This window comes from Streptomyces sp. 5K101 (assembly GCF_046506645.1).
Classification (GTDB): domain Bacteria; phylum Actinomycetota; class Actinomycetes; order Streptomycetales; family Streptomycetaceae; genus Streptomyces.
The window spans coordinates 114648-128517 of record NZ_JBKFFO010000015.1 but is presented as its reverse complement, the minus strand read 5'-3'; the positions used below and the strand labels follow the sequence as shown (position 1 = coordinate 128517).

Here is a 13870-nt window from a genome sequence, read left to right as displayed (position 1 = left end):
AGTCGCCTCAAATGCCTCAACTACGACATCACGTCGTAGCGAAGACGCTGTGAACGGCATCTCTTGACGCCTCGGGAAACACCGCACCGGCGATCGAAACAAGGCCGACATATACCTACAGGCAGGGGTTTAGCCCCATGTCGGGGGCCTGCCCGCGTGTTGCGCAAGGCGCCTCGGGCGGCAGCGGCCGGCGAAGGGGCGAAAATCCGCCCCGCAGTGGGCCGCAGAGCTCGCCACCGGCACCACAACGACACTATTCCGGCTAGTAGGTCCGATTCGTCCTGTGCGCCTTGTCACGGACAGCACCCTCCCGGAGCCCCCCGGATCGTGACCCAGGCCACGGATTCAGGGCATCCGGAGGGACGCGAAGGACACCCGGAATGCGGCACATTTCACGGTGACCGGGGCCACACGACACGGCCCGGAGGCGTCCTTCCGGAGCGGGTGCGCCTGCGGGATCCTCCCGTGCCATGAGCAGACCGATGAATCCCGTGAACCGTCGCCCCGGACTCCGCCGCGGATGGATCTGGACCGCCGTCGCCGGACTCGCCTGCACCCTCACCCTCAGCTCTCCCGCGGGGGCCGGCCCCGCGGACACCGGCCTCGGGGACGCGATCGACACGATCCTCGCCGACGCCCGCCTCGACGGCGGGGCGGTGAGCGTCGTGATCGCCGACGCCACCACCGGGGAGCGCCTCTACCGGCGCGACGCGGCCGACCGCCTGATGCCCGCCTCCAACACCAAGCTCCCCACGTCCGTCGCCGCCATGGCTCTCCTCGGCCCCGAGCACCGCTACACCACCGACGTCCTGACCACGGGCACCCGACACGGCTCCACCCTGCACGGCGACCTCTACCTGCGCGGCAGCGGCGACCCCACGACGCTCGCCAAGGATTACGAGCGCCTCGCCGCCGACCTCGCCGCGAGCGGGATCCGGCGGGTCACCGGACGCCTCGTCGCCGACGACACCCGCTTCGACGACCAGCGCCTCGGCCGCTCCTGGGCGGCCGACGACGAGTCCTCGTACTACTCGGCCCAGATCTCCCCGCTCACCCTCGCGCCCGACACCGACTACGACTCGGGCACGGTCGTCGTCGAGACCGCCCCGGGTGCCCGCCCCGGCGCGCGGCCGACCGTGAAGCTGACCCCGCCGAACGACTACGTGCGCCTCGACGTCCAGGGCACGACCGTGGAGCAGGGCCGCCCCGACACCCTCACGGTCGAGCGCCGCCACGGCACCAACACGATCACCGTCAGCGGCGACATCCCCCTCGGCGCGAACCCCACCAAGGAGTGGATCACCGTGTGGGAGCCCACCGGCTACGCCACCGCCGTCTTCGCGGACGCGCTCGCCGCCCACGGCGTACGGATCTCGGGCAGCCCGCGCCTGGGCCACCCCACCCCGCCCGGCGCCCGCACGCTCGCCTCGCACCGCTCCATGCCGCTCAAGGAGCTCCTGCGGCCCTTCATGAAGCTCTCGAACAACATGCACGCGGAGGCCCTGACGAAGACCATCGGCCACCGGGCCGCCGGCCGCGGCACGTGGGAGGCGGGCCTGAAAGCCATCGGCGGTCATCTGGCGAAGGAAGGCGTACGGACCGGGTCCCTACGCCAGGCCGACGGCTCCGGCCTCTCGCGGATGAACCTCTTCCCGGCCGAGGAGCTGGCCACCCTGCTGCTCTCCGTGCGCGACGAGTCCTGGTACGCGGACTGGTACGCGTCCCTGCCGGTGGCGTGCGCCCAGGACCGCGCGGTCGGCGGCACCCTGCGCTCCCGGATGTGCTCCACGCCCGCCGCGCTCAACGCCCGCGGCAAGACGGGCTCGCTCACCAGCGCCTCGGCGCTGTCGGGGTACGTCACGGACGCGGGCGGCCGTGAGCTCGTCTACAGCGTCGTCCTGAACGGCTACCTGGCGTCGTCGGTCAAGAGCATCGAGGACGCGGTCGTGGTGACGCTGGCGTCCTCGGACACCGCCAAGGGCACAATCACAACGGCGCGGCCCACCGGTGCCCGCGCGACGGAACCGGACACCGCCCTCGAATGCTCCTGGCGCAAGCCCGCGCGCTGCTGAGCCGGTCCGCGACGGCCCGACCCGACCCTCGACGCCCGGCCGAAGCGGGCCGCGGCCCCGGGGACCGGCGCTGGGGTTGTGGCTGAGACCACAGGCCCGGCGGACCGGACCGATGCGGTCGACCCCGCAGACCGGACCGATGCGGTCGGCCCCGCAGACCGGACCGATGCGGTCGGCCCCGCAGACCGGACCGATGCGGTCGCCCCCCGGACCTGGCCGATGCGGTCGGCCCCGCGGCGGGCCGCGCCATGCGGCCGCGCCCGCCCAGGGGCCGCCTTTGCGGCGCACAAAGGGCCGGGCCCCGGATCCGTCAGGATCCGGGGCCCGGCCCCGTCACGACTCGGCCCGGCAGGGCCGTCACGCGTCCTTCGACAGGTTCGGCCCCGTGCCGCCGGCCGCCTGCTCGATCGGCGGGACGTCCGGCAGAGCCGACTTCTCCTCGCCGCGGAAGGTGAACTTCTGCTGCTCGCCCTCGCCCTCGGTGTCCACGACCACGATGTGACCGGGGCGCAGCTCGCCGAAGAGGATCTTCTCCGACAGAACGTCCTCGATCTCGCGCTGGATGGTCCGGCGCAGCGGCCGGGCACCCAGGACCGGGTCGTAGCCCTTCTTGGCGAGGAGCGACTTGGCCGTGGAGCTGAGCTCGATGCCCATGTCCCGGTCCTTCAGACGCTCGTCCACCTTGGCGATCATGAGGTCGACGATCTGGATGATGTCTTCCTCGGTGAGCTGGTGGAAGACGACCGTGTCGTCGACACGGTTGAGGAACTCCGGCCGGAAGTGCTGCTTGAGCTCTTCGTTGACCTTCGCCTTCATCCGCTCGTAACCGGTCTTGACGTCGCCCTGGGCGGCGAAGCCCAGGTTGAAGCCCTTGGAGATGTCCCGGGTCCCGAGGTTGGTCGTCATGATGATGACCGTGTTCTTGAAGTCCACGACGCGGCCCTGGGAGTCGGTCAGCCGACCGTCCTCCAGGATCTGCAGAAGGGAATTGAAGATATCGGGGTGGGCCTTCTCGACCTCGTCGAAGAGGACGACGGAGAACGGCTTCCGGCGCACCTTCTCGGTGAGCTGGCCGCCCTCTTCGTAACCCACGTATCCGGGCGGGGAACCGAAGAGACGGGAAACCGTGTGCTTCTCGCTGAACTCCGACATGTCGAGGGAGATCAGCGCGTCCTCGTCGCCGAAGAGGAATTCGGCGAGCGTCTTGGAGAGCTCGGTCTTACCGACACCGGAGGGGCCGGCGAAGATGAACGACCCACCGGGGCGCTTCGGGTCCTTCAGACCGGCGCGGGTACGCCGGATAGCCTGGGACAGCGCCTTGATGGCGTCCTTCTGGCCGATGACGCGCTTGTGGAGCTCGTCCTCCATGCGCAGCAGACGCGAGGACTCCTCCTCGGTCAGCTTGAAGACCGGGATGCCCGTGGCCGTGGCGAGGACCTCGGCGATCAGCTCGCCGTCGACCTCGGCGACGACGTCCATGTCGCCGGCCTTCCACTCCTTCTCCCGCTTGGCCTTCGCCGCCAGCAGCTGCTTCTCCTTGTCGCGGAGGGAAGCCGCCTTCTCGAAGTCCTGGGAGTCGATCGCGGACTCCTTGTCCCGGCGCACGCCGGCGATCTTCTCGTCGAACTCGCGCAGGTCCGGCGGCGCGGTCATCCGGCGGATACGCATCCGGGAACCGGCCTCGTCGATCAGGTCGATCGCCTTGTCCGGCAGGAAGCGGTCCGAGATGTACCGGTCGGCCAGGGTGGCGGCCTGGACCAGCGCCTCGTCCGTGATGGAGACCCGGTGGTGGGCCTCGTAGCGGTCGCGCAGACCCTTGAGGATCTCGATCGTGTGCGGCAGCGACGGCTCCGCGACCTGAATGGGCTGGAAGCGGCGCTCCAGGGCCGCGTCCTTCTCCAGGTGCTTGCGGTACTCGTCGAGCGTGGTGGCACCGATGGTCTGCAGCTCGCCGCGCGCCAGCATCGGCTTGAGGATGCTCGCGGCGTCGATCGCGCCCTCGGCGGCGCCCGCACCCACGAGGGTGTGGAGCTCGTCGATGAACAGGATGATGTCACCGCGGGTGCGGATCTCCTTGAGGACCTTCTTCAGGCGCTCCTCGAAGTCACCGCGGTAGCGGGAGCCGGCGACCAGTGCACCCAGGTCGAGGGTGTAGAGGTGCTTGTCCTTGAGGGTCTCGGGCACCTCGCCCTTGACGATGGCCTGCGCCAGGCCCTCGACGACCGCCGTCTTGCCGACGCCGGGCTCGCCGATGAGCACGGGGTTGTTCTTGGTCCGGCGGGACAGCACCTGCATGACCCGCTCGATCTCCTTCTCGCGCCCGATGACCGGGTCGAGCTTGGACTCACGAGCGGCCTGGGTGAGGTTCCGGCCGAACTGGTCGAGGACCAGGGAGGTCGAGGGGGTGCCCTCGGCCGGGCCGCCTGCGGTGGCGGCTTCCTTGCCCTGGTAGCCGGAGAGCAGCTGGATGACCTGCTGCCGCACCCGGTTGAGATCGGCGCCCAGCTTCACGAGGACCTGGGCGGCGACGCCCTCGCCCTCGCGGATCAGGCCGAGCAGGATGTGCTCGGTGCCGATGTAGTTGTGGCCCAGCTGAAGAGCCTCCCGGAGCGACAGCTCCAGGACCTTCTTGGCACGGGGCGTGAAGGGGATGTGCCCGGACGGGGCCTGCTGGCCCTGGCCGATGATCTCCTCCACCTGCTGGCGGACCGCCTCGAGCGAAATCCCGAGGCTCTCCAGGGCCTTAGCGGCGACACCCTCACCCTCGTGGATAAGGCCCAGGAGGATGTGCTCGGTGCCGATGTAGTTGTGGTTGAGCATCCGGGCTTCTTCCTGAGCCAGGACGACAACCCGCCGCGCGCGGTCGGTGAACCTCTCGAACATCGTTAATCGCTCCTCAGAGCGGTCAGGCAGTAAGGGGTCGGTCCCCTCCCTGTCCTTCCGCAGCTTAGTCCCGCAAGCGGGGACCGCTCATTCCAACTGCCGACACCCGTCTGTGGCCTCCTGACCCCTGAACGCCGACAACTGCTCCAACCCGATGGTGCGAGACGATGTTCCCGCAGGCCAGGCAGTTACCCCCGCCATCAGTACGCCGATGGCGAACGCCAGACGGCCCTGCGAGCGTGTCGCCCCTCCCCACTAGGAATGTCTTACCCGTCCGCACTGACAGTCCATGCGGCGCGCACCCATTCCCTCAGCTAAGGGCGAACAACCTTGCGCCCTCCGCACGCCCCGACACCACCGATTCGCACACGCTGCGCGGTGATTCCCCCACCCTGCGTAACCCCCGACGCCGGTGCGCCGTTCCCCCGGCATGGTCCTGGCCGTCCCGTCTCCCCGCGCGCCCCTCGAAGGCGGCGCCGCGCACTGGTACCGCGCCACACTCGGCTGGGCGGTGGCCGACGGCTCACCCGCCGAGCTGCTGACCGGACGGGACTTCGACGTGCTGGAGCTGCCCGCGGACGCCGGGGCCGCGGTGCTGCGGCGGACGGACCGGACCGGGCCCGTGGCCCTGGAGGGGCACAGGATGCGGCTGCTGGTGGCCGCGGGGAGCGCGGAGGAGCTGCCGGGGCTGCTCGACTGGCTCGAATGGGGCGGGGTCGGTCTCGACCTGACCGCCGTGGGCGAGGGCGGGCGGATGACCGCCCCGCCGCCGCCCGGACGCGACGACGTCCGGGGAGCCGCCCGCTGGCTGCGCCCGCCGGGGCGCCGGAACCGGCTGCCGGCTCTCGCCGGACTCGGGGACAGTGGGGATGCCCCCGATCTCGTACGGCTGGTGGACACGGCGGCCACGGAGTGCCACCGCGCCCGGTTGCTGCGTGTCGGACGCACGCGGGTGCAACCGAGCGGAACTCAGCCGTTCGCCTTCTCGTAGGCCTCGCGGACGGTCGCCGGGACGCGGCCGCGGTCGTTGACCTCGAAGCCATTCGCCTTGGCCCAGGCGCGGATCTCGGCGGTGTCCTTGTTGCCGCCGGACGCCGCACGGCCCTTGCCACGGCCGGTCGCCGCACGGCCGCCGGTACGCCGGCCGTTCTTCGCGTAGGGCTCGAGGAGGCTCCGGAGCTTGTCCGCATTGGCGGTGGTGAGGTCGATCTCGTAGGTCTTGCCGTCCAGAGCGAACGTCACCGTCTCGTCCGCCTCGCCACCGTCGAGGTCGTCGACAAGAAGGACCTGAACCTTCTGTGCCACCGGATTTCCTTTCATCGAAAATGCAGTACGCGGAAAGGAAACCGCTTTTCCTGGAAAAACACAAACCCTTGGCAGAGGTTCAGAACCCTGAGAACGCGGGAAACGTGCGCGATTCGGACATAGAGATCCGGGCTCTTGCGGCGATCACAGGTGCAGAAGCATCCGGCTGTTGCCCAAGGTGTTCGGCTTCACTCGTTCGAGCCCCAGGAACTCGGCGACACCCTCGTCATAGGACCGCAGCAGCTCGGTGTAGACATCCGTGTCCACCGGAGTCTGCGTCTCGCCGATCTCGACGAAGCCGTGCTTGGAGAAGAAGTCCACTTCGAAGGTGAGGCAGAAAACCTTCCGCACTCCCAGCCAGCGCGCGGTCTGCAACAGCTTGCCCAGCACCTGATGACCGATGCCGTGCCCCTGGAAGGCCGGGTCCACGGCGAGTGTGCGCACTTCGGCGAGGTCTTCCCACATCACGTGGAGGGCGCCGCAGCCGACAACCCTGGCGTCCGCGTCGCGTTCCGCGACCCAGAACTCCTGGATGGCTTCGTAAAGGGTGACCGTCGCTTTGTCGAGCAGGATGCCTTCACTCACGTACGGATCCACGAGACGGCGGACGTCCGGCACATCGCTGGTCCGGGCCCGCCGGACGGTGATGGCATTTGCTGCGGCATAAGGCATGGCCAGACGCTATCGCCCCGCGACCCCCGGGCCGTCGGCGGCCTCGCCGCCCTGAACGATGCGCATGGCGGCTTGCAGCTGCTCGCGCTGCTCGGGCGACATCATCCCGAAGAAGGCGACGAGTGCGGCGGCGGGGTTGTCGCTCTGGGACCAGGCTTCGTTCATCAGTGCGGCCGAGTAGGCGGCCCGGGTCGAGACGGCCGTATATCGATAGGCGCGCCCCTCGACTTCCCTCCGCACCCAGCCCTTCTGATGGAGATTGTCCATTACCGTCATGACGGTGGTGTAGGCGATGGACCGTTCCTGCTGGAGGTCTTCCAGGACTTCCCTGACCGTGACCGGCCGGTTCCATTGCCAGACCCGGGTCATGACGGCGTCTTCGAGCTCTCCCAATTGACGGGGCACATTGCCACCATAGTGGGAGATCCAGGACTCATCCCCTATTGACGGAACAAAAAGGACGTACGGCCTCGAATCTGCCGTACGTCCTCGTTGTGCCGCTCGCGTCAGGCGTCGGAGCCCGCCTGCTTGGCCGACTCGGCGCGGGCGAGCGCGGCGTCCACCGCCGCGTCCTCCTTGGCCTTGTTCGAACCGCCCTGGCTCTTGACGATCGTCACGACCAGACCGATGAAGAAGGCGGCCATCACCACCGGGGGCACGAGCGCGGAAACGTAGTCCATGCCCTCCAGAGTAGCTATCCGGCGGCGCGCCGCTCCGGCGGGGGCACCGGTTTGCGGCGTGGCGGGAAGACCTCCGAGGGCTTCGGAACCGGCCGCTCCTCCGGGGCGGGCGGCGCGGGCTTCGGCTGCTGGGGCTGCTGGGGCTGCGGCTTGCTCTTCGGGTCGTCGGCCGCACGTCCGCCGGGCAGGGCCAGGAGCCGGCCGCGACGGACGCCCGCCGGTGCCGGCACGTGCACGGCCGGTGCGGGGAGATCCGGCGCGGGGACGTCCTGCCGGGCGAGCCGGGCCCGCACGGACTGCTCGGCGAGCGCCAGGCAGCGCCGGAGCACGGCGGCGGCCACCGGATGGCCGCGCAGGGCGCGCAGGGCGGCGAGATCGTCGGTCAGGGGCTCGTGGCCGGCGGCCAGCGCTTCCTGGAGGAGCTCCAGATAGCCGGCGGCGGAGCCGGGCAGGGCGGCGCGGTAGCGGGCGAGGTCGGCGACGAGGAAGTCCCGCAGCCGGCCCGCCTCGCACACGGCCTCGTCGACGGAGTCGGCCAGGCGCAGGCAGTCCCTGACGTCCTCGTCGGCGAGGGGGGCGGGATGGAGGGCGGCGGCGAGGGCGCGTCGGAGCACTCGCAGCTCGTCGGCGCCGAACGCCATGCCGCCGTGGGATCCGTATGGCGTGGGCATGGCCCGACCATACGAGCCGACGGCACAAATTCCGTTTAATGGTACGAACGCGGGCGTTGCGCCCGCGGTGGTGCCGGTTTCCGGCGACCACCCCCGGCCGTCACAGCCGCGAGACGTTCCGCTCGTAGACCAGGCGCAGACCGATCAGCGTCAGCCACGGCTCGTGCTCGTCGATCGCCGACGACTCGCCCAGCACCATCGGCGCCAGACCGCCCGTCGCGATCACCGTCACGTCGTCCGGGTCCTCCGCCAGCTCCCGCTTCATCCGGTGGACCACGCCGTCCACCTGCCCGGCGAAGCCGTAGACGATGCCCGCCTGCATCGCCTCGACGGTGTTCTTGCCGATCACGCTCCTGGGGCGGACGACCTCGATCTTGCGTAGCTGGGCGCCCTTGACGCCGAGCGCGTCGACGGAGATCTCGATGCCGGGGGCGATCACGCCGCCCACGTACTCGCCCCGCGCGCTCACCGCGTCGAACGTGGTCGCCGTGCCGAAGTCGACGACGATCGCCGGGCCCCCGTAGAGGTCGACCGCCGCGGCCGCGTTGATGATGCGGTCCGCGCCGACCTCCTTGGGGTTGTCCGTCAGGACCGGGACGCCGGTCTTGATGCCGGGCTCGACGAGGACCGCCGGGACGTCGCCGTAGTACCGGCGGGTGACCTCGCGCAGTTCGTGCAGCACCGAGGGGACGGTGGAGCAGATGGCGATGCCCTCGATGCCGTCGCCCAGCTCCTCGCCGAGCAGCGGGTGCATGCTCATCAGGCCCTGCATCAGGACGGCGAGCTCGTCCGCGGTGCGGCGCGCGTCGGTGGAGATGCGCCAGTGCTCGACGATCTCCTCGCCGTCGAAGAGGCCGAGGACGGTGTGGGTGTTGCCGACGTCGATGGTGAGCAGCATCAGGCGTCGACCTCGCGCAGGTCGAGACCGATGTCGAGGATCGGCGACGAGTGCGTGAGCGCGCCCACCGCGAGGTAGTCCACGCCCGTCTCCGCGTACGCCCGGGCATTGGCCAGGGTGAGGCGGCCGGAGGACTCCAGGATCGCGCGGCCCGCCACGAGCGTGACGGCCTCCTCGGTCTCGGCCGGGGTGAAGTTGTCCAGCAGGATCAGGTCGGCGCCTGCGTCGATGACCTCGCGGACCTGGTGCAGCGTGTCGACCTCGACCTCGATCGGCAGGTCGGGGAAACGGTCCCGCACGGCCTTGAACGCCGCGGCGACCCCGCCCGCCGCCACCACGTGGTTGTCCTTGACCAGGGCCGCGTCGGACAGCGACATCCGGTGGTTGACGCCGCCGCCGCAGCGCACCGCGTACTTCTCCAGGGCGCGCAGGCCGGGCGTCGTCTTGCGGGTGTCGCGCACCTTTGCCTTGGTGCCTTCGAGGACGTCGGCCCAGGCGCGCGTCGCGGTCGCGATGCCCGACAGGCGGCACAGGATGTTCAGCGCGCTGCGCTCGCCGGTGAGCAGGTCGCGGGTGCCCGCGGTGACGGAGAGCAGCTTCTGTCCCGCCTCGACGCGGTCGCCGTCCTCGACGTGCCGCTCGACCTCGAAGTCGGAGGTGCACACGATCGACAGGACGGCCTCGGCGATGCGCAGGCCCGCGACCGTGCCCGCCTCCCGGGCCGTGAAGTCCCCGGTGGCCACGGCCTCCTGCGGGACGGTCGCGACGCTGGTGACGTCCACGCCGCCGTCGAGGTCCTCCTCGATGGCGAGGTGAGCGATGTCCTCGACCTGCACAGGGTCGAGGCCGGCCGCGGCCAGCAGCTCGGCGAGCGCGGGGTCGAGGCCGCTCTCGTACGTCTCGTCGGCGCAGCCGCAGCCGTCGCCGCAGCCCGTGCCGTCGGCGGGGGCGCCGATCTGGATCAGCGGCACGTCCACGGGCTCTGGACGTTCTTCGGGCGTGGTCACGGTTGCGGCTCCCTGGGGGCGATGGGCGTTACGGGCGGAAAGGCTTCACTGGCGGTACGCCGTGGGACGAGGCGGCGGTCGGGCGTGAGACGCACCGTGATGTGCCGGCGCCAGCCGGCGTCGTCGCGGTCGGGGTGGTCCTCGCGCCAGTGGCACCCGCGGGTCTCGGCGCGCTCGCGGGCCGCGGCGACGAGGACCCGGGAGACGAGAAGCAGGTTGGTGGCCTCCCAGGACTCGACGCCGGGCTCGGCCGCCTTGGGACCGTCGGCGTCGTGGGCCGCGTTCAGCGACAGCGCGTCCAGGGCGTCGGCCGCGTCGTCCAGGCTGGCCGCCGTCCTGATCACGCCGGCGCCGTGGGTCATGATCCGCTGGATCTCGCGACGCTCCTCGGGCGCGAGCAGCGGGACCGTGTCGCAGGCCGCCTCCCGGGGCGCACCGGCGCGGGCGTCCGTGCGGGCCGCGACGTCGGCCGCGATCCGCTCGGCGAAGACCAGGCCCTCCAGGAGGGAGTTGGACGCCAGGCGGTTGGCGCCGTGGACGCCCGTGCAGGCCACCTCACCGCACGCGTACAGGCCCGGGACGGTGGTCCGGCCGTGCAGGTCGGTGCGGACGCCGCCGGAGGCGTAGTGGGCCGCCGGGGCGACCGGGATCGGCTCGGTCACCGGGTTGATGCCGTGGGCGCGGCAGGCGGCCAGGATCGTGGGGAACCGGTTCTCCCACATCTCGGTGCCGAAGTGGCGGGCGTCCAGGTACATGTGCGCGGCGCCCTGCTCCTGCATCCGGCGCATGATGCCCTTGGCGACGATGTCCCGGGGGGCGAGCTCGGCCAGCTCGTGCTGCCCGGTCATGAAGCGGACCCCGTCCGCGTCCACGAGATACGCGCCCTCGCCCCGTACCGCCTCGGACACCAGCGGCTGCTGGCCCTCGCTGTCCGCGCCGAGGAACAGGACGGTGGGGTGGAACTGCACGAACTCCAGGTCCGAGACCTCGGCCCCGGCGCGCAGCGCGAGCGCCACGCCGTCGCCGGTCGAGACGGCGGGATTGGTGGTGGCCGAGAAGACCTGGCCCATGCCGCCGGTCGCGAGCACCACCGTGGGGGCGTGCACGGCGCCCACGCCGTCGTGCTGGCCCTCGCCCATGACATGCAGCGTGATGCCCGCCGTGCGGCCGTCGGGGTCGGTGAGCAGGTCGAGCACCAGAGCGTTCTCGATGGTGCGCAGTCCCTGGTCGCGCACGGCGTCGACCAGGGCGCGGGAGATCTCGGCGCCGGTGGCGTCGCCGCCCGCGTGCGCGATGCGCCGGCGGTGGTGGCCGCCCTCGCGGGTGAGCTCGATCTCGCCGGACGCCGGGTCGGTGTCGAATCGCGCGCCGGTGCCGATCAGCCGCCGCACGGCGTCGGGGCCCTCGGTGACCAGGGTGCGTACCGCCTCCTCGTCGCACAGGCCCGCACCCGCGACGAGGGTGTCGTCGAGGTGCTGCCCGGGGGTGTCGCCCTCGCCGAGCGCCGCGGCGATGCCGCCCTGCGCCCAGCGGGTGGAGCCGTCGTCGAGGCGGGCCTTGGTGACCACGACGGTGCTCAGGCCAGACGCGGCGCACCGCAGGGCCGCGGTGAGGCCGGCGACTCCGGAGCCGACCACGACGACGTCGGCCTCGATGGCCCAGCCGGGGGCGGGGGCGGTCAGCCGTATTCCGGTCACTGCTGGGCTCCGAAGGTCAGCGGGATGTTGTCGATCAGGCGGGTCGTGCCGACCTTGGCGGCGACGGCGAGGACCGCCTCACCGGTGTGGTCGTCGGGCACCTCCGTGAAGGTGGCGGGGTCGACGAGGGCCACGTAGTCGAGCACGAGCGGCGGGTCGGCCTGCGCGGCCTCGTCCAGCACGGCGCGGGCCGCGGCCCGCACGGCGTCCGCGCCGCCCGGCGGGGCGGCCTGCGCCACCGCGTGGGCGTCGGCGGCGGCCCTGGCCTCGCCCATCGCGGACAGGGCGGCGGCGCGGGCGGGCGCGGCGTGGACGGCCTCGGCCCGCGCGTGCAGCGCCTGCTGCGCGGCGAGGCGGTCGCGGGCGGCGAACAGCGCGCGCGACAGGGCGAGCGCGGTCCGCCGCTCGGCGTGCGAGAGGTAGGCGTTGCGGCTGGAGCGGGCGAGGCCGCTGTCCTCGCGGACGGTGGGCACGCCCACGATCTCCACGGGGAAGTTCAGGTCCTGGACCATGCGGCGGATCAGGGCGAGCTGCTGGGCGTCCTTCTGGCCGAACAGCGCGACGTCCGGCGAGGTGAGGTGCAGCAGCTTGGCGACGACGGTGAGCATGCCGTCGAAGTGGCCGGGACGCGTCCTGCCCTCCAGCACGCCGCCCATGGGGCCCGCGGTGATCCGCACCTGCGGCTCGCCGCCCGGGTAGACCTCGTCGACGGACGGGGCGAACACCACGTCGGCGCCCGCCTCCTGGGCCACGGCCAGGTCCGCGTCCAGCGTGCGCGGGTAGCGGTCGAGGTCCTCGCCCGCGCCGAACTGCAGCGGGTTGACGAAGACGGTGACGATGACGAAGCCCTTGTCGCCGACGTGCTCACGGGCGGCCCGGACGAGCCCGGCATGGCCCTCGTGCAGCGCGCCCATGGTCATCACGACGGCGGTGCGGCCGGGGACGGCGTAGTGCTCGACGACGTACCCGAGGTCCTCCCGTGTCGGCACCAGTTCGACGTCGCGCCTGGTCTTACGGCTCATCGCAGGTCCCCCTCCGCGAGGACGCCCAGCAGGTCTTCGGCGAGCTCCGGCTTGAGCATGCCGTGTGCGAGGGCCCGGTCCGCGGTCGTGCGGGCCATGGCCAGATATCCGGCGACGGCGGCGGGAGCGTGCTTGCGCAGCTCGGCGACGTGCGCCGCGACGGTGCCCGCGTCGCCGCGGGCGACGGGGCCGGTCAGGGCGGCGTCGCCCGAACGCAGCGCGTTGTCCAGGGCCGCGCCGAGGAGCGGGCCGAGCATCCGGTCCGGGGCCGCGACCCCGGCCGCGCGCAGCAGCTCCATGGACTGGGCGACCAGGGTGACGAGGTGGTTCGCCCCGAGCGCGAGGGCCGCGTGGTACAGCGGGCGGGCCGCCTCCTCGATCCACTCGGGCTCGCCGCCCATCTCGATGACCAGCGCCTCGGCCGCGAGCCGCAGCTCCTCGGGCGCGGTCACGCCGAACGAGCAGCCCGCGAGCCGCTGCACGTCCACGGCCGTCCCCGTGAACGTCATGGCCGGGTGCAGCGCGAGCGGCAGGGCGCCGACGCGGGTCGCCGCGTCGAGCACCTTGGCGCCGAACCGGCCCGAGGTGTGCACGAGCAGCTGACCCGGCCGCACCGCGCCCGCGGCGGCCAGGCCGTCGACGAGGCCGGGCAGCGCGTCGTCGGGGACCGTGAGCAGCACGAGCTCGGCACGGGCGAGCACCTCGGCGGGCGGCACGAGGGGCACGTCCGGGAGCATCTCGGCGGCCCGGCGCAGGGAGGCGTCCGAGACACCCGAGACGGCCACCGGCCGGTGCCCGGCCAGCTGGAGCGAGGCGGCGAGGGCGGGGCCGACGCGGCCCGCCCCGACCACGCCCACGGTCAACCGGGCGGGGCGGTCCCGCGGGTCGAGCGGTTCCTGTGGTGGTGTGGCGTTCACGCGTCGGTGCCTTCCGTTCCAGTCCGCGGGGGGTACCGGACGATTT

At 71.8% G+C, this 13870-nt stretch carries 13 protein-coding genes; 2 read left to right on the top strand and 11 right to left on the bottom strand.

The annotated features are described in order from the left end of the window. The first annotated feature begins 470 nt into the window (after window positions 1–470). Entirely contained in the window at window positions 471–2072 is a 1602-nt protein-coding gene (gene dacB / locus ACLB9X_RS26435) for a D-alanyl-D-alanine carboxypeptidase/D-alanyl-D-alanine-endopeptidase (protein WP_410362902.1), read from the top strand. Between the two features lie 357 nt (window positions 2073–2429). Here the strand turns inward: dacB and ACLB9X_RS26430 are convergent, their stop codons facing one another. Then, complete coding sequence (locus tag ACLB9X_RS26430) at window positions 2430–4955, bottom strand: ATP-dependent Clp protease ATP-binding subunit (RefSeq protein WP_410362901.1); 2526 nt, start codon at window positions 4953–4955, stop codon at window positions 2430–2432. A 430-nt stretch (window positions 4956–5385) separates the two neighbouring features. On the opposite strand from ACLB9X_RS26430, the gene ACLB9X_RS26425 reads away from it, so the two are divergent. Next, window positions 5386–5946 carry an SCO3374 family protein gene (locus ACLB9X_RS26425; protein ID WP_410362932.1) on the top strand — a complete coding sequence of 187 codons (561 nt, stop codon included), beginning with the start codon at window positions 5386–5388 and terminating at the stop codon, window positions 5944–5946. Here ACLB9X_RS26425 and ACLB9X_RS26420 read toward each other — a convergent pair. The 10 genes from ACLB9X_RS26420 to ACLB9X_RS26375 all read right to left on the bottom strand — a co-directional run bounded on the left by ACLB9X_RS26420 (window position 5925) and on the right by ACLB9X_RS26375 (window position 13824). After that, complete coding sequence (locus ACLB9X_RS26420) at window positions 5925–6260, bottom strand: histone-like nucleoid-structuring protein Lsr2 (protein ID WP_307714162.1); 336 nt, start codon at window positions 6258–6260, stop codon at window positions 5925–5927. The genes ACLB9X_RS26425 and ACLB9X_RS26420 overlap by 22 nt on opposite strands. A gap of 144 nt (window positions 6261–6404) precedes the next feature. After that, complete coding sequence (locus ACLB9X_RS26415) at window positions 6405–6932, bottom strand: amino-acid N-acetyltransferase (RefSeq protein WP_410362900.1); 528 nt, start codon at window positions 6930–6932, stop codon at window positions 6405–6407. Window positions 6933–6941: 9 nt separating this feature from the next. Further along, on the bottom strand, window positions 6942–7337 hold the full coding sequence (locus ACLB9X_RS26410; protein ID WP_410362899.1) for a BlaI/MecI/CopY family transcriptional regulator: 396 nt from the start codon (window positions 7335–7337) through the stop codon (window positions 6942–6944). Window positions 7338–7438: 101 nt separating this feature from the next. Beyond that, a complete protein-coding gene (locus tag ACLB9X_RS26405; protein ID WP_177149520.1) occupies window positions 7439–7612 on the bottom strand; it encodes a hypothetical protein in 174 nt (57 codons plus the stop codon). A 14-nt stretch (window positions 7613–7626) separates the two neighbouring features. Next, entirely contained in the window at window positions 7627–8283 is a 657-nt protein-coding gene (locus tag ACLB9X_RS26400; RefSeq protein ID WP_410362898.1) for a hypothetical protein, read from the bottom strand. A gap of 100 nt (window positions 8284–8383) precedes the next feature. Next, the gene (locus ACLB9X_RS26395) at window positions 8384–9181 is read right to left on the bottom strand and encodes a type III pantothenate kinase (RefSeq protein ID WP_410362897.1); all 798 of its coding nucleotides are present in this window, start codon (window positions 9179–9181) and stop codon (window positions 8384–8386) included. Beyond that, complete coding sequence (gene nadC, locus ACLB9X_RS26390) at window positions 9181–10188, bottom strand: carboxylating nicotinate-nucleotide diphosphorylase (RefSeq protein WP_410362896.1); 1008 nt, start codon at window positions 10186–10188, stop codon at window positions 9181–9183. The genes ACLB9X_RS26395 and nadC overlap by 1 nt, the downstream gene beginning before the upstream one ends. Beyond that, window positions 10185–11885, bottom strand: a complete 1701-nt coding sequence (locus tag ACLB9X_RS26385; protein WP_410362895.1) for an L-aspartate oxidase — start codon at window positions 11883–11885, stop codon at window positions 10185–10187. Before ACLB9X_RS26385 ends, nadC begins: the two co-directional genes overlap by 4 nt. Beyond that, complete coding sequence (gene panC / locus ACLB9X_RS26380; RefSeq protein ID WP_410362894.1) at window positions 11882–12907, bottom strand: pantoate--beta-alanine ligase; 1026 nt, start codon at window positions 12905–12907, stop codon at window positions 11882–11884. The genes ACLB9X_RS26385 and panC overlap by 4 nt, the downstream gene beginning before the upstream one ends. Next, window positions 12904–13824 carry a Rossmann-like and DUF2520 domain-containing protein gene (locus ACLB9X_RS26375; RefSeq protein ID WP_410362893.1) on the bottom strand — a complete coding sequence of 307 codons (921 nt, stop codon included), beginning with the start codon at window positions 13822–13824 and terminating at the stop codon, window positions 12904–12906. Before ACLB9X_RS26375 ends, panC begins: the two co-directional genes overlap by 4 nt. Between the last annotated feature and the right edge of the window lie 46 nt (window positions 13825–13870).